The organism is Maribacter dokdonensis DSW-8 (assembly GCF_001447995.1).
Lineage (GTDB): Bacteria > Bacteroidota > Bacteroidia > Flavobacteriales > Flavobacteriaceae > Maribacter > Maribacter dokdonensis.
In genome coordinates this window covers 683,367-708,887 of record NZ_LDPE01000002.1, presented here as the reverse complement: position 1 = coordinate 708,887, position 25,521 = coordinate 683,367, and the positions used below count along the sequence as shown (strand labels likewise).

General features: G+C 34.9%; 26 protein-coding genes. 8 read left to right on the top strand and 18 right to left on the bottom strand.

The features are described from left to right. Positions 1 to 60: 60 nt before the first annotated feature. Positions 61 to 2,223, bottom strand: coding sequence for a TonB-dependent receptor (locus I600_RS12675; RefSeq protein WP_058104898.1), 2,163 nt, complete (start codon positions 2,221 to 2,223; stop codon positions 61 to 63). 394 nt (positions 2,224 to 2,617) lie between these two features. On the opposite strand from I600_RS12675, the gene I600_RS12670 reads away from it, so the two are divergent. Beyond that, positions 2,618 to 5,077, top strand: a complete 2,460-nt coding sequence (locus I600_RS12670; RefSeq protein WP_058104897.1) for a hybrid sensor histidine kinase/response regulator — start codon at positions 2,618 to 2,620, stop codon at positions 5,075 to 5,077. Here I600_RS12670 and I600_RS12665 read toward each other — a convergent pair. The 9 genes from I600_RS12665 to I600_RS12625 all read right to left on the bottom strand — a co-directional run bounded on the left by I600_RS12665 (position 5,052) and on the right by I600_RS12625 (position 12,077). Next, positions 5,052 to 6,410 (bottom strand): sigma-54-dependent transcriptional regulator, encoded by a 1,359-nt coding sequence (locus I600_RS12665; RefSeq protein ID WP_058104896.1) that lies wholly within the window; start codon positions 6,408 to 6,410, stop codon positions 5,052 to 5,054. The genes I600_RS12670 and I600_RS12665 overlap by 26 nt on opposite strands. A 174-nt stretch (positions 6,411 to 6,584) precedes the next feature. Continuing rightward, the gene (locus I600_RS12660) at positions 6,585 to 6,902 is read right to left on the bottom strand and encodes a hypothetical protein (RefSeq protein ID WP_058104895.1); all 318 of its coding nucleotides are present in this window, start codon (positions 6,900 to 6,902) and stop codon (positions 6,585 to 6,587) included. A 618-nt stretch (positions 6,903 to 7,520) separates the two neighbouring features. After that, the gene (locus I600_RS12655) at positions 7,521 to 7,823 is read right to left on the bottom strand and encodes a hypothetical protein (protein WP_058104894.1); all 303 of its coding nucleotides are present in this window, start codon (positions 7,821 to 7,823) and stop codon (positions 7,521 to 7,523) included. 152 nt (positions 7,824 to 7,975) lie between these two features. Then, on the bottom strand, positions 7,976 to 8,278 hold the full coding sequence (locus I600_RS12650) for a hypothetical protein (protein WP_058104893.1): 303 nt from the start codon (positions 8,276 to 8,278) through the stop codon (positions 7,976 to 7,978). Between the two features lie 207 nt (positions 8,279 to 8,485). Beyond that, positions 8,486 to 10,024, bottom strand: coding sequence for a DUF4301 family protein (locus tag I600_RS12645; RefSeq protein WP_058104892.1), 1,539 nt, complete (start codon positions 10,022 to 10,024; stop codon positions 8,486 to 8,488). Beyond that, positions 10,021 to 10,584, bottom strand: coding sequence for an AAA family ATPase (locus tag I600_RS12640; protein ID WP_058104891.1), 564 nt, complete (start codon positions 10,582 to 10,584; stop codon positions 10,021 to 10,023). Before I600_RS12640 ends, I600_RS12645 begins: the two co-directional genes overlap by 4 nt. Further along, on the bottom strand, positions 10,545 to 11,177 hold the full coding sequence (pnuC, locus tag I600_RS12635) for a nicotinamide riboside transporter PnuC (protein ID WP_058104890.1): 633 nt from the start codon (positions 11,175 to 11,177) through the stop codon (positions 10,545 to 10,547). Before pnuC ends, I600_RS12640 begins: the two co-directional genes overlap by 40 nt. Then, positions 11,161 to 11,421 (bottom strand): thiamine-binding protein, encoded by a 261-nt coding sequence (locus tag I600_RS12630; protein WP_058104889.1) that lies wholly within the window; start codon positions 11,419 to 11,421, stop codon positions 11,161 to 11,163. Before I600_RS12630 ends, pnuC begins: the two co-directional genes overlap by 17 nt. A 17-nt stretch (positions 11,422 to 11,438) precedes the next feature. Beyond that, the gene (locus I600_RS12625) at positions 11,439 to 12,077 is read right to left on the bottom strand and encodes a 4'-phosphopantetheinyl transferase family protein (RefSeq protein WP_058104888.1); all 639 of its coding nucleotides are present in this window, start codon (positions 12,075 to 12,077) and stop codon (positions 11,439 to 11,441) included. Between the two features lie 82 nt (positions 12,078 to 12,159). Between I600_RS12625 and ahcY the strand changes: the two genes are divergently transcribed. Continuing rightward, positions 12,160 to 13,476 carry an adenosylhomocysteinase gene (gene ahcY / locus I600_RS12620; protein WP_058104887.1) on the top strand — a complete coding sequence of 439 codons (1,317 nt, stop codon included), beginning with the start codon at positions 12,160 to 12,162 and terminating at the stop codon, positions 13,474 to 13,476. 67 nt (positions 13,477 to 13,543) lie between these two features. On the opposite strand, the gene I600_RS12615 is transcribed toward ahcY, so the two are convergent. Both I600_RS12615 and I600_RS12610 read right to left on the bottom strand, forming a co-directional pair. Then, complete coding sequence (locus tag I600_RS12615; RefSeq protein WP_058104886.1) at positions 13,544 to 14,128, bottom strand: DUF3332 domain-containing protein; 585 nt, start codon at positions 14,126 to 14,128, stop codon at positions 13,544 to 13,546. A 137-nt stretch (positions 14,129 to 14,265) separates the two neighbouring features. Further along, complete coding sequence (locus tag I600_RS12610; protein ID WP_209439194.1) at positions 14,266 to 14,640, bottom strand: CCC motif membrane protein; 375 nt, start codon at positions 14,638 to 14,640, stop codon at positions 14,266 to 14,268. A gap of 115 nt (positions 14,641 to 14,755) precedes the next feature. Here I600_RS12610 and I600_RS12605 point away from each other — a divergent pair, with 115 nt between their 5' ends. After that, on the top strand, positions 14,756 to 15,277 hold the full coding sequence (locus I600_RS12605; protein ID WP_058104885.1) for a 5' nucleotidase, NT5C type: 522 nt from the start codon (positions 14,756 to 14,758) through the stop codon (positions 15,275 to 15,277). Between the two features lie 57 nt (positions 15,278 to 15,334). Further along, positions 15,335 to 16,675 (top strand): hypothetical protein, encoded by a 1,341-nt coding sequence (locus tag I600_RS12600; RefSeq protein ID WP_058104884.1) that lies wholly within the window; start codon positions 15,335 to 15,337, stop codon positions 16,673 to 16,675. Positions 16,676 to 16,739: 64 nt separating this feature from the next. Here the strand turns inward: I600_RS12600 and rpmA are convergent, their stop codons facing one another. From rpmA to I600_RS12585, 3 genes are all read right to left on the bottom strand, one after another. Beyond that, positions 16,740 to 17,000, bottom strand: a complete 261-nt coding sequence (rpmA, locus tag I600_RS12595; protein ID WP_013992723.1) for a 50S ribosomal protein L27 — start codon at positions 16,998 to 17,000, stop codon at positions 16,740 to 16,742. A gap of 41 nt (positions 17,001 to 17,041) precedes the next feature. Further along, positions 17,042 to 17,719 (bottom strand): 50S ribosomal protein L21, encoded by a 678-nt coding sequence (gene rplU, locus I600_RS12590; RefSeq protein ID WP_058104883.1) that lies wholly within the window; start codon positions 17,717 to 17,719, stop codon positions 17,042 to 17,044. A gap of 95 nt (positions 17,720 to 17,814) precedes the next feature. After that, positions 17,815 to 18,270, bottom strand: coding sequence for a DUF4199 domain-containing protein (locus I600_RS12585; RefSeq protein ID WP_058104882.1), 456 nt, complete (start codon positions 18,268 to 18,270; stop codon positions 17,815 to 17,817). A 187-nt stretch (positions 18,271 to 18,457) separates the two neighbouring features. Here I600_RS12585 and I600_RS12580 point away from each other — a divergent pair, with 187 nt between their 5' ends. Both I600_RS12580 and I600_RS12575 read left to right on the top strand, forming a co-directional pair. Further along, the gene (locus I600_RS12580) at positions 18,458 to 19,774 is read left to right on the top strand and encodes a M16 family metallopeptidase (RefSeq protein ID WP_394364957.1); all 1,317 of its coding nucleotides are present in this window, start codon (positions 18,458 to 18,460) and stop codon (positions 19,772 to 19,774) included. Between the two features lie 8 nt (positions 19,775 to 19,782). Further along, the gene (locus I600_RS12575) at positions 19,783 to 21,855 is read left to right on the top strand and encodes a M16 family metallopeptidase (RefSeq protein WP_058104880.1); all 2,073 of its coding nucleotides are present in this window, start codon (positions 19,783 to 19,785) and stop codon (positions 21,853 to 21,855) included. Positions 21,856 to 21,922: 67 nt separating this feature from the next. Here the strand turns inward: I600_RS12575 and I600_RS12570 are convergent, their stop codons facing one another. After that, complete coding sequence (locus I600_RS12570) at positions 21,923 to 22,666, bottom strand: head GIN domain-containing protein (protein ID WP_058104879.1); 744 nt, start codon at positions 22,664 to 22,666, stop codon at positions 21,923 to 21,925. Between the two features lie 60 nt (positions 22,667 to 22,726). Then, positions 22,727 to 23,623, bottom strand: coding sequence for a DMT family transporter (locus I600_RS12565; RefSeq protein WP_058104878.1), 897 nt, complete (start codon positions 23,621 to 23,623; stop codon positions 22,727 to 22,729). A gap of 157 nt (positions 23,624 to 23,780) precedes the next feature. Between I600_RS12565 and I600_RS12560 the strand changes: the two genes are divergently transcribed. Together I600_RS12560 and I600_RS12555 are read left to right on the top strand one after the other, a co-directional pair. Next, the gene (locus I600_RS12560; RefSeq protein ID WP_058104877.1) at positions 23,781 to 24,134 is read left to right on the top strand and encodes a heavy-metal-associated domain-containing protein; all 354 of its coding nucleotides are present in this window, start codon (positions 23,781 to 23,783) and stop codon (positions 24,132 to 24,134) included. A gap of 1 nt (position 24,135) precedes the next feature. Then, a complete protein-coding gene (locus tag I600_RS12555) occupies positions 24,136 to 24,561 on the top strand; it encodes a hypothetical protein (protein WP_058104876.1) in 426 nt (141 codons plus the stop codon). A 9-nt stretch (positions 24,562 to 24,570) separates the two neighbouring features. Here I600_RS12555 and I600_RS12550 read toward each other — a convergent pair whose 3' ends face one another. Next, positions 24,571 to 25,518, bottom strand: a complete 948-nt coding sequence (locus tag I600_RS12550; protein WP_058104875.1) for a pyridoxal-phosphate dependent enzyme — start codon at positions 25,516 to 25,518, stop codon at positions 24,571 to 24,573. Between the last annotated feature and the right edge of the window lie 3 nt (positions 25,519 to 25,521).

The following is a 25,521-nucleotide window of genomic DNA, read 5'->3' as shown; positions in this document are numbered from 1 at the left end:
ACTATGCGCCTTACATTCTCAACAAATATTTAAGACAACTTTATATCTTTCTATTATCAACTAAAAATTCACTGTTGCACCTAACAAAAAGTTAGTTCCTGCTTGTGGATAATAACCCTGTACTTCAAATGAATTACCAGGTGTAGACCAACTATCTACATAAGTATACCCGTTAGAAACATACTTTTCATTGAAGATGTTATTTACCAAACCTGAAAACACGATAGACTTAACAATGCTAGTCATGTTAATCTCATAAGTAATATTGAAATCTGTGGTAAAATAAGAGTCTAGCTTAGATGCCTCTGTATCTGTATTGCTTAGATATTGCTCACCTACAAACTTTGAATACAGCGAAATATTCATAGCATCACATGGCATATAACTAAGAACGTTACCCGCCACCAAGCCCGGAGAGTAAGCAATGTTGGTATCTCCTAAACCTTGTAGCATACCATCTCTATCAATAAAGAAATCTTTGTTCTTATTTTGACTGATGGCAATGTTAGGTCTTAGGCTGAATTTTTCACCCAATATTATATTGGCATCAACTTCTAAACCTAGCCTGTAACTATCTCCAATATTTTCCCTTAATGGTGCACCAACGTCATTTAATTCGCCAGTAACCACTAACTGATCTTTATAGTTCATGTAATATACATTGGTATTTACCTGAACTGAAGGAGAAACATACCTCCATCCCAATTCAAAATCATTTAGTTTCTCAGGTTTTGGATTACCATTTTCATAATCGTTCCTATTGGGTTCCCTATTGGCAAACGCATACGACAAGTAAAAATTATTATTCGCATTAAGATCAAAGGTTACTCCTGCCTTTGGATTGAAAAAATTGAACGTATCATCAACAAGACCGGTATCTTCCCCGTTTGCTTTATACCCAACTGTTCTATACTGAACATCTCCATACAATGACCATTGATCTGTTAATTGATAATTTGCCTTTGTGTATAAATTAAAATCTGTTTTAGATGAACTATCATCATAATAACGATCTCTGTAACTACTATTACTAGCATATCTAGCCCAGATTACCTCACCAAAATGATCGCCTTCGTATTTATTAAGACCACCACCTATTATTAAATCTAACTTTTCTTTCTTGTAATTTGCAGAAAAAACGGTTCCGTAGAAATCATTATCCAACCATCGTCTTCTAATTAAATCGGTAGTATTCACTTCTTCACCATCTACAATCAGTGGCTCAAAACCATAGGTAGAAAAATCATCGGCTTCTCTATACTGCTCAAAATAACCTCTACCTCTTGTATAGTGCAACGCAATATTTGTACTCCAAAAATCAGAAATCTGTTCGTTCCATAATAATTGTGCATGGTCTTGCTTGTAATTATCCACTTCATTATCATAAAACTGGGTATTACCATCTAAATCAGTATAAATACCTGAAGGATTAAAAGTTCTATTATCCCTCAAAGTTTGACCATCTATACCATACCAAGCTTGGTACGTAATTTCATGACCCCCAAACATCAATGCCTTGATCAAAGTATTGTCATCTTTATAAGCCGCTTGTAAAAAATAAGATTCCAAATCCGATCTTGCCCTATCTATATAACCATCTGATTTAATTTTAGATAGTCTACCTGAAATTTCAACATGATCATTTAATAATCCGGTACTGAATTTTAAATTATTTCTTAATGTACCATAGCTACCTATAGAAGTTGATATTTGACCATACGCGTCTTGTGAAAAACCGTCTGTCAACAAGTTTAAACTTGCCCCAAAAGCACCGGCACCATTGGTAGATGTACCTACACCACGTTGTAATTGCAAACTCTCAGTTGAAGAAGCAAAATCGGGCATATTTACCCAAAAAGTACCTTGAGACTCCGCATCGTTATAAGGTATTCCGTTAATGGTCACATTTACACGTGTAGCATCACTACCTCTTACTCTAAGCCCAGTATAACCTACACCGGCACCAGCATCTGTAGTAGTTACCACAGATGGTAAAAAGTTCATTAATACAGGAATGTCCTGCCCAAGGTTTCTTGGTTTAATTTCCTCTTTTGTAAGATTTGAAAATGTAACCGGAGATTGCTTGGTTACCCTTACCGCAGAGACGAACACTTCGTCTAAGACTACTTTTTGACCCTCCAGAGAATCAGTTACCTGTTCTTGGGCACTGACTCCAAGACTAAACGCAAAAAACGCCGCAATTGTAAAAATAGTAAGTTTCATTCGTAAAATAATTACGAATAAAAGGGGCTATTATTCTAAGTAAAAATTGATTTTGCCTATTTAAAGACTTTGTTTTCCAAAATGAAGTCAGCCATTACACTGGCTGGCCCCTCGCTAAAAATGTCCACCGGACATTTTTTTAACGCTCGGTCCCTTGGCAGCATTACCCGCCCAGGTTCTTTGGGTATAATCTCAGCTTTGTCCTAAAAAATTTCAGGATTTTGGCACCCCTTTGAGATGCCGCAAATGTAATGCAGTAATTCTAACTCTCATAAATAAATCTGAAAAAATAACATCTTGTTTAATTAACATCATTTTAGAACTTATTATCCCTGTTTTGTCGTATTTAACTATACATTTCAATCTGTCTTTACTATACAATTAGAAATATTACATGGATTCCAAGAAAAACAAGTTCACCCTTAAAATTACTATTAGCTACTTGCTTTTGGTCATATTGGGCATTATTGCATCATACTATATCTATACGGAGGTTCAAGAATACATTGCTACTGAAAACACAACGGAAAAAGACAACAAATTACTTAAAACAAACTCCTTTTTAGCCCAGTTATATGAAGCTGAAAGTCTCTCTAAACTTGCATTGCAAACCAAAAGTAAAATTAATTTTAGCGCCTATGAGAACAAAATAGACTCCATACGCACCAATATTCAAGAAATAAAAACGCTAACGGACAGTGAATATCAACACAACCTTTTAGACAGCCTTAGCGCACTTTTAGATAAAAAAGTGACAAATATTAATGCCTTAAGAGCCATTAGACTTAAGGACCAAACAGGGACCGCTATAAATTCTGCGCTAGCGGAATTTGATAAGTTAGAGGAATCTTTAGGAATTATTAAACCGGAAGGCTTAGCTCCTAATTTAGAAGAACTTTCACCCAAGGCCCAAAGTACCATAAAAAAGGTTGCGGATTATCTTAATGCCAATGTCCCCACAAACGGTAATTCACAAAGCAATACACAGACTATGGACAGTGTTCTACAAGTCTCTAAAAATCTTTTGAAAGATGTTAAACAGGAAAATGCCATAAACGAAAACACCTTGGCCCTTAGAGAGACCAATATCAATAAAACCGATCTTGAACTTTCGCAGCAGTTACGTACCATCCTCTCTTCATTTGAGCAAGAGATTATTACGAACAGCATCAACAACTCCATTAAAAAGGAAACCTTGTTAAAAAGAAGTATTCGCCTTGCCGTTATTGCAGCAATACTCGGTTTTCTAGTGGTTGGTATTTTTACTTTTATTATAAATAGAGATTTCTGGAAAGCAAATGTATACAGAGAGAAACTTGAAAAAGAGAAGGCCTACTCTGACTCTTTATTAAAAAGTAGGGAACAATTGATTGCAACGGTAAGTCATGATTTACGCACCCCATTAAACACCATAAGCGGTTACACCAATATAATAGAAGAAAACGACCATGGAACCGTTAATAAAAAGCATATTGACCAAATAAAATCCGCTACCACATATGTGAACAATCTGGTAAACGATTTGCTGGATTTTTCTCAATTGGAGGCCGGTAAAATGGTAGTCAAAAAATCTACTTTTAAGGTAAATGACTTGATTTCCGAAACTGCTAATAGTATTGCTGCACAGTATACAGCCAAGGATATTGATTTAATTCTTCATTTAGATGAGTCTTTAGAACATCCTGTTATTTCAGATGCTTTTAGATTACGTCAAATTATTACAAATTTACTGGGCAATGCCTATAAGTTTACCGATAAAGGCTCTATCACCTTTACGGGCAATATCATTGAAAAACAAAAAACAAAACAACTTTTCCTGAAAATTTCCGATACCGGCATAGGGATATCAAAAGAGAAGCAAAAACTAATCTTTAAAGAATTTACACAGGCAGAAAACGATACCGACAAAAAGTACGGCGGCTATGGATTAGGACTCACCATTACCAAAAAACTTACCGAATTGTTAGGCGGTACGCTCTCGCTTGAGAGCAATTTAAACAAAGGCAGCACCTTTACCCTTAAAATACCTATTGCTTATGGTGAAAAATCATCTGTTGAAACAAAAATCGCTTTAAAACCGGATAGGTTAAAAATTATTGTTTTTGATGATGATGCTTCGTTTTTGAAACTAATTGGGGAAATGCTAAAGTCAGCCGGAATAGAAGTTTTACTTTTTACCGATTTCAATACTTTTAAACCCGATTCAGATTTTAAATTCAATATGATTTTGACCGATATTGAAATGCCTACGGTCTCCGGCTATGACATTGTTGACCGACTTAAATCTGGAACATTTAAACATTATGAAAATCAACCCATTTTAGCGATGACCGGAAGACGAGATCTTACGGTAGATCACTTTATCGAAAATGGATTTACTGGATTAATTCGAAAACCATTTTCAAAAACCGATCTTTTACAAAAACTAAACAACATGTTTGAAATGGATTTTGAACATACTCATGAAAAACCTTTCATTTCTAGAAATGACAACGAAAACCTTTACAGTTTAGAAACCATTGAACTCTTTTTAGGAAAAGACAAAACCGCTATTGACGAGGTATTGCTCACATTTAAAAATGATACAGGGAAAAATTTAAATGAATTAAAAATGGCGGTAACCACAAACAATATTGCACAAATAAATAGTACTGCACATAGAATGCTACCTATGTTCAGGCAATTGCATGTGAACAATATTGTACCCACTTTAGAAACTTTTGAAACCCTGAAGAAAAATGATTTAACCCATAAAACGATATCAGAAATATACGCGAAGCTGGAGCAAGAAATAAGCGATGTTATGGAAGTAATTTCACAGGAAATCTCTACAGGTCTAAATCATAATAGTTAATTCTATTATACAGCGTTTTTCTGGTTACTTGTAATAACTTGGCCGCTTTAGACTTGTTGTAATTAGTACGTTTTAAAGCATTAACAATTTGCTCTTTTTCAAAATCTGCTTTAGACACGCTACCTAAGTCGATTCTTTCCGGCTTTGATCTCATTAGCTCTTCTGGCAAAGTATTCACTTGTATCTCATTGGTGGTAGTCAACAACACTGCACGTTGAATAACATTCTGCAATTCCCTAATATTACCTGGCCAGTGGTATGTATTAAAAGCATTCCAGACCTCATCTGAAAAATCAATAATCTGCTTGTTTAATTTTTGGTTGAACTTTTCCAAAAAATGAGATGCTAGCACAGCTAAGTCTCCCTGCCTGTCTTTTAAAGCCGGTATTTGAAGAGAAAACTCATTTAACCTATGATATAAATCTTCTCGAAAATTACCTTTTTCAACTGCTGCTTTTAAATCTTCATTGGTGGCCGATAAAATTCTGACATTAACCTCCACTTCAGTATTGCTACCGATCCTTTTAATTTTACGCTCTTGTAAAGCTCTTAATAGTTGTATTTGATTCTCATAAGAAAGATTACCTACTTCATCTAAAAACAACGTTCCCCCATTTGCCGCTTCAAAACTTCCTATTTTATCGGCTATAGCCCCAGTAAAACTTCCTTTTAAATGACCAAAAAATTCACTAGCGGCAAGTTCTTTAGGTATTGCCCCACAATCTAGCGCTATAAACGGTTTTTCTTTACGATTGCTTTTTTGATGAATTGCTTTAGCCGTAACCTCTTTCCCAGTGCCACTCTCACCTATAATTAAAACAGACATGTCTGTAGGTGCCACTAAGGCAATATGTTCATCTAATTTTTGCGCAGCTTCACTAAGTAACTCCAAGTCATTAGAAATTGACGACTTATCTTCATTTTCTACAATTGATTTTGAGTCATTTTTTGTTGTAATAGCCGTTTCTTTCGAAATAATTGGTTTAGCGTGTAATGCACCATCAATTACGGCTAACATTTGATCTGGCGTAAATGGTTTTGAAATATAATCATACGCACCCATTTTCATGGCTTTAACTGCGGTAGATACTTCCGCATAACCCGTCATTACTATTACCGGAATACTGTCCTTTAGTTGAGAAACGAGTTTAATGCCATCATAATCCGGTAAACGCAGATCTGTAATTACTAATTGAAAATTTTGCTCTTTGAGTTGCTTTTCACCATCTAACCCGGTCTGACTTACCACAATGTCAAAACCATTTCTTTCCAAAAACTTTTTTAGCATTTGGGCAAAAGAAGTATCGTCTTCTAAAATTAAAATTTTGGACATAGTAAGTTTGGTATTCTAAGTATTTACGTAAAAATACCATAAGCCGACTATTTGTATTTTAAAATTATCATAAAGCTTAATTAATCAATTCGATAGAGCAAAAAAAAAGGAAAGAATAGCACTTAGCTATCCTTTCCTGACCAAACCAACTTGAACAAACAAGTTTCTCTATAATTACATATCTATCCAATTCCCATTTTCATCGGCATATACGGTTCCTTGTGTACCATCTTCAAGAGACAGTACCAACTTATACTGTTTCTCACTGTTCGTATATGCTTTATCTAGACTAGCAGTCGGGAAATTCTTAGCTACTGCATCTGATACTGCTTGAGGAACTTCTGCTACCGAAATTTCCTTGAAATCATCGGCCACGACCAACATTTCATTTACTTGATTATGTTGAATTCCGTTTTCTGCTATTAATGCATCTTGTGCGTTCATTGTAAAACCACCTAATGTCATTGCTCCTAATAAAAATAAAGTCTTCATCTTTCTAATATTTAAGTTAATACTACTTTTCAATACTATTAACTAAGAAAAAAGAATGCCATTATCTGTAAAAAACCAAAAACACTGATACATAGAATGTTACATATACTGCACCTATCTTAAAGTTGTGTAAAACTGTACCCAATATTAGTATCTGTATAATTTTTACCCAATAAAACAGTCACATTTTCTTGTGACCCAGAACTTATTTGAAAACAAAAAAAAGGAGCTGCAATGCGCAGCCCCCCTCAAACCACCTATCAAACTCTTGTTTTAAAATTTTTAATCAACACCTTAATCAATTCAACAACAACTAATACTGGCAATGCTAATCCGGGGGATTATTTTAAATACAATTATTTGGTGGCACTTTCATAGTTAACGGTTAGTGTTTACGCGAAAGTGATATTATTGCTATTTACTTCTCTAAACATAGTTTCGATATCATCCCTAAAGAAAAAATTAGAACTGTGCCTAAAACCGAAATAAATACTAATGTGACCATTGTTTCATAATTTGCTTCACTTATTTAGACACAACATTTTCTGGTAGGTCACATTTTTAAATAAAAAAAACCGCTTTTTGCAGTTTTTTTTATTTTGAAAACTTTTTTTCAGGTTATTTTTTATTGATCCAATTACCGTATTGGTCTATATAAACGGTTCTTCGGGTACCACTTTTAAGTACCATAATCAATTTAAATTCTCCTCTATCATTTTTATAAGCTCCACCAAGTTTAGACGTTGGGTATTGTTTTAATATTTCTTCAATAATCGGAGGTGTCAACTCACTCGATTTTATTTTTACGTACTCATCTGTATTGATAACAATTTCTTTTTCTATAAAATTTGAACCAGTCATTGCTGTACCGTTCAATGTTATTCCTAAAGTCAAGAATACTAATAATGCGTAATTCTTCATGCTAATGTTTTAATCGTTAATAACTCTACTTCCATAATTATTTACGGAAGAATCTGACATATGGATTATCCATTGCCATAATTTAAAGGCGCTAAATTGAAAAAAGCTGCCTAGGCAGCTTTTTATAAACAACTAACTCAAACTTATAATTTCTACATTTCTAACCAGTTACCTTCTTCATCTGCATACAATACTACAGAAGAACCATCTTGAGAAGTAATTTCTAATTTATAGTTATTTTCATCATCAACATATGCTTTATTCAGCATTGCACCTTGATAATCTGACGCTAGGGCATTTACAATTGGTGCCGGTAAATCTGAAGTTGCTATCTCGGTATATTCTTGGAAGAATACATCTTCCATAATACCATCATGAAATATAATTGGTGTAGCTGCAGTACCTATTGTTAAACTACCTATTGCTAAAGCTGTGGCAAAAACTATTTTTCTCATCTTTTTACGTTTTTAAATTAAACATTCTTGATAGGTATATTAGAATAATTATGCCAACCTTGAAATCTAAAGTTTTTCATTTATAAACTACTGATTTACAACAACTTTATGTTTTGACTATACTTTCCTTCCCTGTGTAAAATTGTGCAGAAACAAAAAAAGTGTGTAGAATCTACACACTTTTTTACCTTATGTAAGTATTGATAGTTATGCCTGATGCGAGTCTTTTAAAAGATCTACTACACTTTTTACCGGATTGAAAGTCACTAATGGAACCTCTACAAATATGGTGTTCCAAAACGCCATTGCCCCATTCCATAAACCTGGAAGCTCAAGTGCCTTTAATTCTTTACCGTCTTTGGTCTTACCTGTTATAAAACCTTGTTTTTCATCTACGAACTTCAACAGGTCATATTTCTCACCTTTATAGTTACGCACAGCACAAACCAAATCTACTGGATTAAAATGCGTTGCATTCTTTAAAATATCCGCTTGTTGAGAATTATTCATATCAATTTGAGCAGATTCAATAATCTGTAATGAAACTTCTCCCTTGCTATTAGTAACCCAAAACGGTCCACCACCAGGTTCACCTTCATTCTTTACCATACCGCAAATACGAATAGGTCTATTTATCTTATCTTTTAAAATATTTACTTTATCAGAATTTGATTTTGAATCGAACCCTTCCGAAAAACGAACATTTAGATTTGTTTTTAAGAAGTTTTTGATGTCTTCTATAGTTGCATCATCCGCTTCTCCCTTATCCAATAAGGCAGCAAATTCAAATGCTTTTTCCTGCTCTTTCAACAAAACACCTGCCAATACCTTTTTGCTATCCGCAACGGCCTTTGCATCTTTCATTACGGCTACGTTATCTATATTCTTAATAAAAATAATATCGGCATCTTGCTCATTTAAATTTTGGATCAGAGCACCATGACCACCCGGTCTAAACAAAACAGAACCATCTTCATTTCTAAAAGGTTCATTGTTCATATCTACTGCCAAAGTATCTGTTGATGCTTTTTGAAAAGAGTAATCCACATCATAAGTAACTCCTGTATCTGAAGAAACTTTAGGTCCAGATGCTTTAAATTCATCGCCAAACATTTCTTCGTGTTGTTCAGATATCGTAAAATGTAGTTTTGCTTTTCCGTTAGAACCGGCATAAAGGGCACCTTCTTTTAAATGCTCTTCAAAAGGGGTAGCCGTAGAATTGCCATATTTATGAAACGGCAATAGTCCTTTAGGGTAAAAACCATAATTTAGTGTGTTATCTCCTAAAAGATCAGCAACGAACTTGTAGACTTTCTCTCCTTCAGATTCAAAAGAAGTACCTATACTTTCCATTACTTTATCATAAAACGGAAAGCGTTCTAAACCAGCGGAAAATTTCAGTATATCCTTGTCATTTGTTCTTTCTAAATATGCCTGTAATGTTTCATTATTTGGGTCGTAAGCATTTAAAAATGCGAACAAAGCCTTAAACATTCTAGATGCAGCACCAGAAGCGGGTACAAATTTTAAAATATCTAAATCCTTCAATTTTGAGTCGTAAAAAGAAATAAGTTCTTTTTCTTCTTCATCGGAAAATTTAAGAATGCCGTTACCTATAACAGCAGCATTCTCTAAATTGACAAAAGGTATACCTTCTTTAAATGTCTGGATATGACCCAGCATTGTTTCTTTAGAAATTCCTTTACTCTCTAGTTGCTTTTGATCTTTTTCTGTAAGTTCTATCATTGATGTAATAAGGTATCTATATGGTTAATGGCTTTATTTAAACGTTGTTTTTTGTCTCCTTTCAAGGTAATAAAATTTTTACCGTATTTTTCTAAAGTATCTTTAAAATAATTGAACATTTTTTCCCTCTCGTTGGGCTTATCCCTTAGGTCATCTGCTTCCCAAGGGATATCTATATACGTCAACAAATAAAGATCATATGTATTCTGCAATGCATATTTTTCTAAAACAGGATCACAATTACCTATGTAATAGGCTTCTGAATATACTTTGGTTTCCAATAAATCTGTATCGCAAATGAGAATATCTGTAGCTTTTTTGGCCAGCTTGTTCTCTAAACGCATTTGCCCTTCGGCAATTGGCAATAAGTCATGAGGTTCACAAGTTTTACGTTCGTTGTTCCATTTATCTTGTAGATATTCCCTAGCGTATTCCGGTACCCAAACGGTATGGTAATGTCTTGCCAATTGTTCTGACAATGTGGTTTTACCCGTAGATTCCGGACCAAAAAGAACAACTTTTAAGACATCTGAAGGCTCTTGTCTGTATTTTTCTTCCATGCGTTATAGCCGTAAACGGCCAATATTGTAAAAATGAGATATTGAAAACTTGTAAACGTAAATCCCTTGTAAAAATATAATGGTACAGATATAAGATCCCCAATGATCCAATATATCCAATTTTCTACTTTTCTCTTGGCCATCAACCACATACCCACAAAAAATATAGCTGTTGTTATAGTATCAACATAGGCGGTCCAGCTATTCCATTTATCAAAAACCTGATACACGGTAAACACAAAAACAAGCGTACTTATGAATATAATGACCGAAATTCCATTTTCTTTTTTCGTTGTTCTAGTGATTGGTGTATAATGGTCGGCATCAACCTTTCTTGTCCAAATGTACCAACCGTATAAACTCATTATAAAATAGTATGCGTTGATCATCATATCACCCAGCAATCCCCATTTTAAAAGGAGATATACAAAGATTGAAGTACTTATCAATCCTGTAGGATATACTAAAATGTTGTTTTGCTTAGAACATATTACAGATAATAAGCCAAAAATAACGGCTACAATTTCAAGTGTAATATCTAATGTACTATAATCGGCATATTGCCCAAAGAGATAATCAAAAATGGGGCTCATAGTCGCTTCTATCAGATTTAACTATTTTCATGAATAAAAGCCCGCGATCCATAAGTTCAAACGCTGTTTTTATCTCGGTATTCAGCACTTTCATCACTTCATCATAAGAGCCGAACACCTGTGTACTTAAAGGATTTTCAAGTATGGTTAATCCGCTAGCCCTTAGTTTTTTTATAAAATCTATAATGTGTTGCTCAAAATCGTCTTGTAAGGGCGAAAAAGTCAACTCTACCGATATGTCCATATAATGTAGCCTAAATATTAATTTTTATTTCTAATGGCATAAACACAAGTGAAATCCTCAAATTCCAAAAACTTGATTCCATAGTCCGAAGATTGCCCGTTAAAAATTATTTGCGCCGTTGTCCGCCCTGCGTTAAATATAAAATCTTGAACGTTGATGTGATGTAAGAAACTTACACCTCTATGCCCATAAATTTTATATAAAGATTCTTTGGCGCCCCACACTATGGTCAATTTTCTGATTATTGCTGCAGTATTAGCCAAAGTTCTATACTCTTCAAACGGTGTAAATTTGTGTGCAATTCGCAATATTTTATCGCGCTGCATTTCAATATCTATACCTACTTCTTCGGATTCACTTATTATAATCGCCGTGAAATTATGGGAATGCGTAATAGAGATAAAATTTCCGTCCTTTAAATGTGGTTTCCCATTATCATCATACTCCAGATCGGCATCTACATAATTATACAAGGCCAATAAATGTCTAATGCTTAAAAATGCCTTACGGTGAAGATCAGACTTCATACCATTGAACCTATTTTGACAATGATCAGTAAGTTCAACTCCTTTCCAAAGATGTTCTTCTGTCTCTTCTACCTTCCATATAGCTACAGAGGTTTCTTTGTTTACTGTTATAGTTTTGTAAAGCGGCATGGGATTCTTAGTGTTATTCGTACCTTTGCACGAATTAAAAATTGCTGTACATAGATTAACGAAAGTATAAAATTATAAAGATATGAGCACGAAAACTATTCCGTATGTGCCTTATAAGGTAAAGGATATTTCCCTTGCCGATTGGGGAAGAAAAGAAATTGAATTGGCAGAAGCTGAAATGCCAGGTCTAATGGCCCTTCGTGAAGAATACAAAGACGAGCAACCTTTAAAAGGGGCACGTATTGCAGGTTGTCTTCATATGACCATACAAACTGCCGTTTTAATTGAAACTTTAACCGCATTGGGTGCAGATGTTACTTGGAGCTCATGTAATATATTCTCTACCCAAGATCAAGCCGCTGCCGCTATTGCTGCCGCAGGTGTACCTGTTTATGCCTGGAAAGGTATGAACGAAGAGGAGTTTGACTGGTGTATTGAGCAAACCTTATTCTTTGGCGAGGACAGAAAACCATTGAATATGATCTTAGATGATGGTGGTGATCTTACCAACATGGTTTTAGATAAGTATCCAGAATTGGCGTCTGATGTTAAGGGACTTTCAGAAGAAACCACTACAGGAGTACACCGTTTATATGAGCGCGTAAAAAATGGTACTTTACCTATGCCCGCTATTAACGTAAACGATTCTGTAACCAAATCTAAATTTGATAACAAATACGGTTGTAGAGAAAGTGCTGTTGATGCTATACGTAGAGCTACGGATACCATGCTTGCAGGCAAGCGCGTTGTTGTAGCCGGTTATGGTGATGTTGGTAAAGGTACCGCTGCTTCTTTTAAGGGTGCCGGTTCTATTGTTACCGTTACGGAAATTGATCCTATTTGTGCATTACAGGCTTGTATGGACGGATTTGAGGTTAAAAAATTGGAAACGGTTATTGGTAACGCAGATATCGTAATTACCACTACTGGAAACAAGGATATTATTAGAGCCGAACATTTTGAAGCTCTAAAGGATAAAGCCATTGTTTGTAACATTGGTCATTTCGACAATGAAATTGATATGGCTTGGTTGAACAAAAACCACGGAAACACTAAAGATGAAATTAAGCCTCAGGTAGATAAATACACTATTGATGGTAAAGATATTATCATTTTGGCAGAAGGTAGATTGGTAAACCTAGGTTGTGCTACCGGACACCCTAGTTTTGTAATGAGTAATTCATTTACCAACCAAACTTTGGCGCAAATTGAACTTTGGAAGAATAGTGAAAACTACAAGAACGAAGTATATATGTTACCAAAGCATTTAGATGAAAAGGTTGCAAAATTACACTTGTCTCGTTTAGGTGCAGAATTGACCGAATTAAAGAAAGACCAAGCTGATTATATTGGTGTTACGGTTGAAGGTCCTTTTAAACCTGACTACTATAGATACTAAATTATAGTCCTATTAATAAAAAGGTCTCGATGTTATCGAGACCTTTTTTTATTTTAAGCTTTTCCAGTTAGTTGTTTTCTGCCAACATACCTTCCAAATAATAACAATCTGTTTGCTCCTTTAATTGAGCCAAACCTTGTTCTTTAGAACTTAACGGATCAATTTTCACCTCTTTACCGTTTGGCATGTAAACAATATAAAAACCTTCTTCAAAAGATGATAATTTTATAATCTCACCATTAGGTCTTACCGCATTCCATGATTTTTCACTTGGCTTATATACCAAATCAATTTTCTTACCTTTTTTAGGCCCATCGACAACAGTTACCTGCATCCTATTTTTAGTAGCGGTCATTTCAAAGGTATTACCGTCTCTTTCTACCATTTGAGTTTCAGACTCTCCTTCTTCCATAGCAATTGGGTTAGATCCGCTCCAAAATTCGATAACATTGAAAATAATTGCATCACCCAAAAAGAATAGTCCGTAAACAGGAATTATGTTCAACCCCCAAAATACCAGGTTATTTACAAACTTACTATCAGAGACTCCTTGGTTCCAGTCCTTTAAATTATTGAAAGCGCTAAAAGAGCCCAAGCAACTAGAAAATAATAATGTGCCGGCCATAGCAATACAGATAACTGATTTTTTCATGATTTTAATTGTTTAGAATTAGTTGTACAAAATAATCATTAACCCCAAAAATTGTAATCTGATAAAAATCAATTATTAACGGTATCCATTATTATTGAAAAACGGGCATTTTATAACATACTGCTATCGTAACAATATTAATAACCTTGACCACTTTGCATACCCTCATTCCATTTTCTTACGAACTCCTTAGACCATGCATCCCATCCAATTGTGCTCAACGTCCAAATGGTAATACCAATTACTATAATATTTAAAATTATCCCTATAATCGCAATTATTTTACCCCTTTTTATAATACCATAATTGTCATAACCATCAGGATTCATTCTATAAATTCCTTCAGATTTTGAAGCTAAATAATAAGAAATTACTGCGGGTATAATGCCAAACCCGCCAAGACAACAGATAATACAACTAAGAACGGACAACACATAAATGAATGCAGAATTCGGTAATTTTTTACTTTCCATAGAGATATTTAATTGAAATGTTTTCTTAAAGTTATTCATTAAGTTTTAAATCAATCTTATATTTTCCTTAAGATTAAAGTCATAAGCACATACAATTGGGTTATCTCTTTTCTCTTACCTACATTTTCACGTACTTCGTTTAAAATATAGCACTATGATAATATTTGTTGATATGGACGAGGTCATAGCCGATACCTACGGTGCCCATATAGAGATTTACAATACAGAGTTTAAAGGTGAGCTCACTTCAGAAATATGTAAAGGATCAGAGGTATGGCATATGGTGCCAGAAGCACACCAGGACAGTGTTAGAAAGCACGCCACTAGAAGAGGCTTTTTTAGAAATTTAAAGCCGATTGCCGGCAGTCAAGAAATACTTGCACGATTAGCCGATAAGCACGAGGTATATATAGCATCTGCAGCTATGCAATTTCCTAATTCATTAGAAGAGAAAAGTGAATGGCTAGATGAACACTTTCCTTTTATTCCTTGGCAAAATCGCATTTTATGTGGTCATAAGCACATTCTTAAAGGAGATGTTCTCATAGACGACCGTAGTTTTAATTTAGAGAATTTTGAAGGCAGAAGCCTACAATTCACCTCTCCACACAACGTAAATACAGAAGGGTTTGAACGTGTGAATACGTGGTTTGAGATTGGGGAGAAGTTATTGTAACTACTCTAAATTATTTATATTTAAAGTGAATTACCTTGTTCATTACATTCTTACGCTATGGCCCATCTCAAAATTAAGAATACAATAACATTTACAGATCAGTATGGCGAGCATTTAAATTTATCCAAAAGGCAGATTCTTGAAATTGATGAACTAACCTATAAGTGGCTTAAAGATTATACATGGAGTATTGATCCTGATTATGATGAAAAAACAGAACGCTGTCGTTATTATAAGACCATTTACAGAAAATTAAACGTTAAACAAAGAAGTCAATTTAGAGAAATAAAACAAGAGGTAAAAAGTAATTACGAAAAACAAGATTTTGAAAAAAGAAGATTTGAAATCAAACAAAAGGAATACGCTTCTTTAAAATTGAGTGACAATGAATTAGTAGAACTTCAAGAAATACTGCAAAAAATTCAATGGGAAACAAGTGATAAATCTGGTTACAAAGTAGAAGATTATAAAATAAACCATAGACGTAATTTATATTTAAAAATAGCCCATGAAAAATTAAAAACTTTCCTAAACCAAGAACAATTAAAAGAGTTTTACAGGGTAGATCAATTAAATGAAGATTGGATTAAAAAAGGTCAAATAGAATTGATAGTTAATATGAATGAATCTCTTAATTTAACAAACGAGCAAGCCGAGTTAATTTATAATTACAGAGAAAACAAAACCAGTAAAGATTCTAAAGGAGAAATTTTAGGCGAATTTGAAGAATGGGAATTAGAAAAATCTTTTAAAAAATCTATATTAAACGAACAACAATTTAAGAAATATTTAGAATGGCAAGAGCATAATGAAAAGCTTAGAATCTCTTATTTCGATGATGAGAATAAAGGGAAAATTCAAAAAATAAAAGAAATTGAGAGTTATTTAGATTACCTAATCAAACACCACTTGCCTGTTTTATGTAATTGGCGAGAAACTATTGAAAAGGACATTCCTAATAATATTAAGTTAGAACTAGAAATTCTACGGAATACTTATCAAAACGATTTAAAAAAAAGGTTATTGGAGCATTTAAAAGCTCACAAAAGACATACCAGAGATTACGTACCGAAAGGAAAAATTCTTATAAAGCTAGAATTCAAACAACGAGCACTAATACCTTCAGTGTATTGTCTAAATAAAAAACAAAAAACTATTATCAACAATCTTTCAAAAAATTTGATTAAACTAATCGACAATAAACAAATAGAATTAAAGGATTTATATATTAAAAAGCACAATTTTTATATTGACAATTACGAGGAATATGGTGGTACCTACGGAGCTTCTATAAAGGTAATCCGGAACAACGAGCCGAATACTAACATCCAATTGATTAATACCCTACTTCTACATCCACAACTCTCCAAGAATATAGAGTTTGCTGACTCAATTTAAAATTATACCATAAAAAAACCCTCTTCAGTACTGAAGAGGGTTTTTTAAATAAATTGTCTTAAGCTTAAGCTTCAAAAGGCTCAATGGAAACATATGATTTTCCACCTGCTTTCTTTTCAAACTTCACTAGACCATCTACACGTGCGTGTAATGTGTGATCTTTTCCTGCATAAACATTTTCACCAGGATTATGTCTTGTTCCACGCTGTCTAACGATAATGTTACCAGCGATAGCAGCTTGACCACCAAAAATCTTAACTCCTAATCGTTTCGATTCTGATTCTCTACCGTTTTTAGAACTACCTACACCTTTCTTATGTGCCATTGTCTGAGGTTTTAAATATTATTATACTTTGATGACCTAGCTTATTTAGCTACACCACCGTCTAATTCGTCTTGCCATTTCTGTAACTCGTCCCATTTACCGTCAGCAGCTAATTCAGCTTGCTTTGGCCAAGTATCGGTTACGTGATTTCCACGAACGTCAGCAATAATTTCAGAAATTTTAGCTGCGTCTGTTTTTGCTAAATCAGCAAAAGTAGAAATACCTGCATTATTTAAGGTTTCAGCTATTTTTGGACCAATACCTTCAATCTTTTTTAAATCATCACCTTTACCAGAAGCTTTCTTTGCTTTTGGTTTAGATGCTACAGAAACATCAACTGGTGCCGCTTTACCATCTGCCTTCTTAGCTTTTGGTGCTGCTTTCTTAGTTTCTGCTTTCTTAGCTCCTTTAGAAATAATAGACTCGATCACTATCTCGGTAAGAGATTGACGATGTCCATTTTTCTTTTTGTAACCTTTACGTCTTTTCTTATGAAAAACGATTACTTTGTCACCTCTTAGGTGCTTCACGACTTTAGCCTCTACTGCGGCTCCGTCTATAGCCGGGGCGCCGATAGTTACGCTCGAACCATCATCTAAAAGAAGAACGTTGTCAAAAGTAACTTTCTTTCCTTCTTCTACTTGCAAACGGTGAACGTACACTTTCTGGTCTTTTGCAACTTTAAACTGCTGCCCTGCCATCTCTACAATTGCGTACATATTGTTAAATGTATTATTAAACCTGATGGATTTTTTCCATAGGCGGGTGCAAATATAGTTCTAAATCGTGAATTTACAAGCGTTTTTGTAGAATTTTATACGCTCTTTATTTTTGTAGTATTCGAAGTCTTAAACAGTTGCATAAAAGCAAGTGTTAAAACCAGGCTTGTTGTAAAGCCCATAGTGGCTACTACTAAAAAAACAATAGCCTCAAAACTTTTATAGGTATTTGCCCACCTTGTTGATAATTGTTCTAAAAAACCGGGTTGCAGCTCTGTGGAATATATGGCAAAGAAAAGTGTAAATAGCAAGGTTGCTACACCACCGGTGATTAAACCGGCCATGAAACCGCCCGAGTAATTAAACGTATCTCCCTTTTTTAGTTTATAATATTTTATGGCCTCATAAATGGCAAACCCTGTAATAACTGCATTGAACAGGCTATAAAAAACGTTTACATGAAGACCAAACAGAGACAACACCAAAAAATAAGCGATTAAACTACCACTGGCGGCGATACCAAATCTTATAGGAAGGGCGAAATTGTTCATCTGAATTTTATTTTTGTTTACTCTTTTAAGATAATGAATAAACAATAAATAATTTGAAATTATATGTTAAAGAATACTAAATTTGAAGATTGTTCCTACAAAACAAAAATTATTGTAACAAAATGGTATTTAAATATACCAATGGAACAAAGTATTTAAACACTAACCTAATACAGTTTCAATGAAAATGAAATCACTACTGGTTTCGGCAATGTGCCTTTCCATTTTTGCCGGAATCTCACAAGAGGTCGCTTTTGAAGAGTATGACCTAGACAATGACCTACATGTAATCTTACACCAAGACAACACCGCACCGCTAATTTCCATTTCGGTGCTATACCATGTAGGATCTAAAGATGAAGATCCACAACGTACGGGCTTTGCCCATTTTTTTGAACACCTACTCTTTGAGGGAACCGAGAATATTAAAAAAGGGGAATGGGACAAAATTGTTTCTTCTAACGGTGGCTCAGGAAACGCTACCACTGATGAGGACAGAACCTACTACTACGAAGTATTCCCCTCTAACAATTTAGAATTAGGTCTTTGGCTAGAATCTGAGAGAATGCTGCACCCAGTTATCAATCAAAAAGGGGTGGACACTCAAAATGAAGTAGTTAAAGAAGAAAAGAGGCTTCGTGTCGATAATTCTCCCTATGGTAAATTTATAGAAAATATCAAGAAAAACCTTTTTCAAAATCATCCATATAAAGAAACCGTAATTGGCAAAATGGCAGATTTAGATGCCGCTACTTTAGACGAATTTATTGCTTTTAAGAAAAAGTTTTACTCTCCAAACAATGCCGTATTGGTCATTGCCGGGGATTTTGAGAAAGACAATGCCAAAAAATTGATTTCCAATTATTTCAAGGATATTCCAAAAGGTGCAGAAATCACCAGAAATTTCCCTAAAGAAGACCCTATAACTACCGAAATCAATGCAAAAGCTTATGACTCCAACATTCAGATTCCGGCTTCTATGATCGCGTATAGAACCCCGGGGCTCAGAAATAGAGACAGCCAAGTTTTAGAAATGATTTCCACCTACCTCAGCGACGGACCATCATCCAAACTATATAAAAAGATGGTAGACGATGAAAAGCAGGCTTTACAAATTGGTGCCATACCCATTACTTTAGAAGATTATGGTATGTACATCATATTTGCGCTACCCGTAGGTGAAACAGGTTTAAACACTCTTAACAACTCTATTGAAGAGGAAGTAGAGAAATTGAGAACTGATTTAATTTCCGAAAACGATTATCAAAAACTACAGAATAAGTTTGAGAACCAGTTTGTAAACAGTAATTCTAGCGTTGAGGGCATTGCAAATTCACTTGCTGAATACTATATGCTCTACGGCGATACTTCTTTGATCAACAAAGAAATAGAAGTTTATAGATCCATAACTAGAGAAGAGATCCAAGAAGTGGCCCAAAAGTATTTGAAACCCAACCAAAGATTGGTACTAGAATATTTACCTGAACAAAATACCGCAAACTAAACACGACCATGAAAAATACATATATATTACTCTTAGCATTGTTCTCCTTTATTGCCATACAGGCACAAGTAGACCGTACAGTAATGCCAACACCAGGACCTGCTCCTGAAGTAAATTTAGGCACACCACAATCCTTTAAACTGAATAACGGTTTAAAAGTACTAGTGGTAGAAAATCATAAACTTCCAAGGGTATCTATTCAATTATCCATTGATAATCCTCCAATTTTAGAAGGTAACAAGGCCGGTATGTCCAGTTTAACCGGTAGTCTTTTGGGACAAGGCACAAAAACCATAACAAAAGAAGCCTTTAACGAAGAAATCGACTTTTTAGGTGCTAGACTTTATTTTAGCTCACAAGGGGCATATGCTCAGTCGCTTTCAAAATACTTTGCAAGAATGATGGAACTTATGGCGGATGCTGCTATTAATCCAAAATTTACGCAGGAGGAATTTGATAAAGAAAAAGACAAACTTATTACCGGACTTAAATCTGAAGAGAAAGTGGTTTCATCTATATCAAGCAGAGCGCAAAGAGCCTTAGCCTATGGTAAAAATCATCCTTATGGGGAATTCACGACCGAGTCAACCGTAAACAATGTTACCCTAGCCGATGTTGAAGACTTTTATCGAGAATACTTTGTTCCCGCCAATGCTTATTTAATTGTAATAGGTGACGTAAATTTTGATGAAGTAAAAACAATGACCGAAACATACTTTACCTCTTGGACCAAAGCGGTACCACCAAGTTTCTCTTACTCCCAACCAAAGAACGTACCAAATACCCAAATCAATTTTATTGATATGCCCAATGCGGTTCAATCTGAAATTACGGTACAAAATATCGTAAATCTTAAAATGAAGGACGATGACTATATCGCCGCACTTTTAGCCAATGAAATATTGGGCGGAGGATCTGATAGCAGGTTGTATTCTAATTTAAGAGAAGACAAGGGTTACACTTACGGTGCCTATTCTTCTATTGGGAACGACAAATATGGCCCGTCTAGATTTAGGGCATCTGCAGAAGTTAGAAATATGGTAACCGATAGTTCCGTAGTTGAAATGTTAAAAGAGCTTGAGCTTATAACCTCTAAACCTGTTACAGATGAGGAATTAAAAAACACCAAAGCGTTATATGCCGGTAGTTTTATTATGGCTCTTGAAGACCCAGAGACTATTGCCAGATATGCCCTGAACGTTGAAAAGGAAAATCTACCAAAAGATTTCTACAAGACTTTTTTAGAAAAATTGGAAAAGATCAGCAAAGAAGAAGTTGAGGCTGCCGCAAAAAAATACTTCAATGTTGATAACGCCCGTGTAATTGTTGTTGGTAAAGGAAGTGAGATTCTAAGCAACCTTCAGAACGTACAATTTAAAGGTAAAAAATTGCCTGTACTTGCTTATTCAAAAACTGCAGATCGCGTTGAAACACCCAACTATGAAGTTACCGTACCGGAAGGTGTATCTGCACAATCGATCATTGAAAAGTATGTAGCAGCTGTTGGCGGAAAAGACAAGCTAGAAAGCGTAAAAACATTCGCCATGATGGCCGAAGCTGAAATGCAGGGCATGAAGCTTAACCTAAACATCAAAAAAACATCTAATTACCAATTGATGCAAGATGTACAAATGATGGGGAATTCAGTTAGCAAGCAAGTTCTTAATGGTGATAGCGGTTATATGGTTGTACAAGGTCAACGCAAAGATCTTGGCGAAGAAGAAATTATTACTTTCAAAGGAGAATCTACCCCCATATCCGAACTTCGGTACCTAAAGGCTAAATCACTTACTTTAGAAGGAATGGAAATGGTAGGCGATAAAAATGCCTATAAAGTTACGATCAACGAAAAGAAATCTGCTTTCTATGATGTGGAAACTGGATTGAAACTACAAGAGATCACCACAAATGAAATGCAAGGACAACAAATCTCAAGCATCACTAATTTTGAGGATTACAAAGAGGTGTCTGGCATTATGTTCCCTTTCAAAATTATACAGACCGTGGGTCCTCAGTCATTTGAATTCATAGTTTCTGAAATCAAGATCAACGATGGCGTTTCTCCATCCGATTTTGAATAACATAGCATACCATCACTAAAAAAACCCGCTAAAAAGCGGGTTTTTTGTTTTAATCAATTACTTTCTTCTAACCTATCTTTCTAATTCTGGCTTCGCCAAATATTAAGCCCTTGTCCACATCTGGGTTACCGGTATAATTTACATTTGTTTCTCCATAGCAAGTTACCTTCAACCTATCTACTACGTTCACTCTAAAATTGCTTTCTCCGTAAGCAGTAATTTTAGTTTCATCGGCAATCATACTTTCGGTATTTACTTCACTTTCACCATAGGCCCTAAAAACCTGACGAGCTACATTACCTCCACCAATTTCCAAATAACTACTACCATAAATTGCCACGGTCAATTCGTCTATAGAAACCTCATCAAAATAAACTTTTGCCTCACCATACAAAGACATTTTAAAATCATCTGCATTAAAAAGATTTTTACATCTTACAATCTCTTCTCCCCTTACAGAAAGATTTTCCAATTTTCTATATGTGACGGTAATAGTAGCCATGGTACCATTGTACAAAGGTTTACTACCGCGCCAGTTATCATTTGAAATACGTTCAGATTTTGTAACCACTTTAGCCCCTTCCAAATACAGTCTTAAGGTTCTTCCTTCAACTTCAACATTTATCTTTTCTAAAGGAACTTTTGCATTGTCAATAACCACATTTTCCTCTTCACCCTCTACAAGATTCAATTCAATGTGCGGACTTACAATTAGTTTATCAAATGACTTTACGTTGAACGTTTTTTCTTGAGAATGAATATTACCGATCGCAAAAGTGACCGCCAATATGACAAATACTATTTTTTTCATGATCTTCAGTTTTTTGATTAGTTCTATTCAAAGACAACCATATGATGATATTGTTACAGTTCACGTAGTTATTTTTGCCGAACTAACTTTTTTTCTATTCACTAGCCATACCCCAAATAAGATAATAAGACCACCCAACAATTGAAGTATACTAATATTCTCTCCATCCAAAAAACCCCATAAAACAGCCACCAAAGGAATTAAATAGGTTACCGATGCCGCAAATACCGGACTAGATAACTTTATTAATTTATTGAACAGAATATTTGCCAAAGCGGTACCTAAAAATGCCAGCGCCATAACATACCACACCGCTTCATACATAGCACCGTTACCGGCAAACTGTCTAAATACTCCAGAATATATAAGAATGATCAAAGCAGGAAAAAACGCAACACCAAAACTTGCCGTGGTAACCGCCAACGGACTCAAATGAGACAAATATTTCTTAATAATATTAATATTGAATGCGTACCCTAATGCAGAAAATATAATAAAGAAGGCATACCAATAATTTTGATCCGTATTATTTTCCATACCGGCAGCTATTAACACCACAGTACCAAAAAGACCAATGAGAACACCAATCACCTGTCTTCCTTTTAACGCTAAACCAAAAAGAGCAATACCTACCATTGTTGTAAACAAAGGTGCTACCGAGTTTAAAATTGAGGTGATGCCGCTACTGATTTCCGTTTGTGCAAGTGCAAAGAAAAAAGGTGGAAAAAACGAACTACAGAGCCCTGCTATAACAACCCATTTCCAATCTGTTTTAGATAAGGTTTTCAATGATCTATATCCCAGCACAAACAAAAGCAATGATGCAAAAACAATACGCAACCCACCTACCTGTAATGGCGTATAACCTACTAATGATCTTTTAATAAGAATAAAGGATGAACCCCAAATAAATGACAGAATTACTAGGTAAATCCATTTTTGATCTATATTCTTCAATTGTTTAGATTTAGAACAAAAGTGAGGTTTTTTCCAAAAAAATCATCTGGTTAGCTACTTATTTTTACAAATGATTTTTATATGGATTTTACATAATTGGTATCTTTACGCTATAACTGAATTTACTTCACAGTAGCATTCATTAAATCTTAGCATCATGAGAATAAAAATATTGGCACTATTCATAAGTGTTTTCACCTTGACCACAACAGTTTCATTGGCACAAGAAAACCCTACGAGCATTATTAAATTAGAAAACAGAATAACTAAGTCTGTAGAAATTGGTATAGACGGTATGGCTTGCCAAGAAGGTTGTGCAGATAAAATAGCATCTAACCTAAAAGAGAAAGATGGCGTAATTTCCGCTGATATCAGTTTTAACAATAAAAATGGAAATATCGTTTTTGACCCTTCTTTAATATCAATTGAAGAAGTAAAATCAATTATTACCGGTACAAAAGTTAAAAACTATGAATACACTATAACTTCTGTTACCCCACAAGAAAACTAAAATGAAAAATATTCTTTACATAGCTACCATAGCCATCTTTATATCTTTTACCTCCTGCAAGGAATCCAAAAAGACGGAAACAGAAACTTCAAAAATGTCCGAAGTAATGGCCATCCATGACGAGGTGATGCCCAAAATGGGAACTTTAGGAAAACTTGTTGGTCAACTTAAGCCAATGGCAGATTCCTTAGGTGTGGAATCAGTTGAATTCAAGGCAATGAAAGATTTACAAGAAGCCAATAGATCTATGATGGATTGGATGCAAGGTTTTGGAGACCGCTTTGATGCCGATGAAATTTTGAACGGAAAAGATCTAAGCGATGAAAAGAAAAAATGGCTTTTAGAAGAGGAAGAAAAAGTAAAGCAAGTAAAAGAGAATATCAATTCCAGTATTGCAAATGCTGAAAAAATTCTAAGTAAAAAATAAACTTAGTGCTTAAAAGGGTAATTTAGAAAGGTCTACATTTCCTCCAGAAATAATAATACCAATTTTCTTATTCTGAAAAATTTCCGGTTGTTGCATTGATTGTTTCACAACCGCAGCTACCGTAACGGCACTAGAGGGTTCTATGATAATTTTCATACGTTCCCAGACCAATTTCATAGCGGTTACAATTTCATCTTCAGTAATTCTTACAATACCGCTAACGAGCTCTTTTATTATCGGGAAATTCTTATCTCCCAACATCGTTTTTAATCCGTCCGCAATGGTATTGGTAGTTTCGTTACTCTCAATTTTGCCACTTTGTAATGAACGGTAGGCATCATCAGCCTCAAATGGTTCCGCTCCAAAGACTTTACAGTTGTTACCAAAATATTTTACCGCCAAAGCAGAACCCGCAATAAGACCACCGCCACCTACCGGGCAAAATATATAATCTAAATCGGGTTGTTTTTCCAGTAACTCCAATGCAGCGGTACCTTGACCTAAAATAACATTATTATCGTTGGACGGATGCACGAAAGTTGCTCCCATTTTTAATCCTATTTCATCTGCCAAAGACTGTCTTGCTTCTACTGTGGGTTCACATTCATAGATTTTACCACCATACTCCCTAACCCCAACCTTTTTTACTTCTGGAGCCGTATTGGGCATTACAATATGGGCAGTAACACCAACACTCTGGGCTGCAAGAGATAAAGCCTGGGCAAAATTACCTGATGAATGGGTTACCACTCCGCTTTTCTTTTGTTCTTCGGATAATTGTAGAATAGCGTTGGTAGCACCTCGCATTTTATAAGCCCCAGCTCTTTGAAAATTTTCACATTTAAAAAACACTTGGGCATTAACTTCCTTATCAATTAATCTAGATGTTAATACGGATGTTTTGTGAACAAACGGAGTAATTCTTTTATGGCAATCTAAAAGGTCTTGGCGGGTCATATC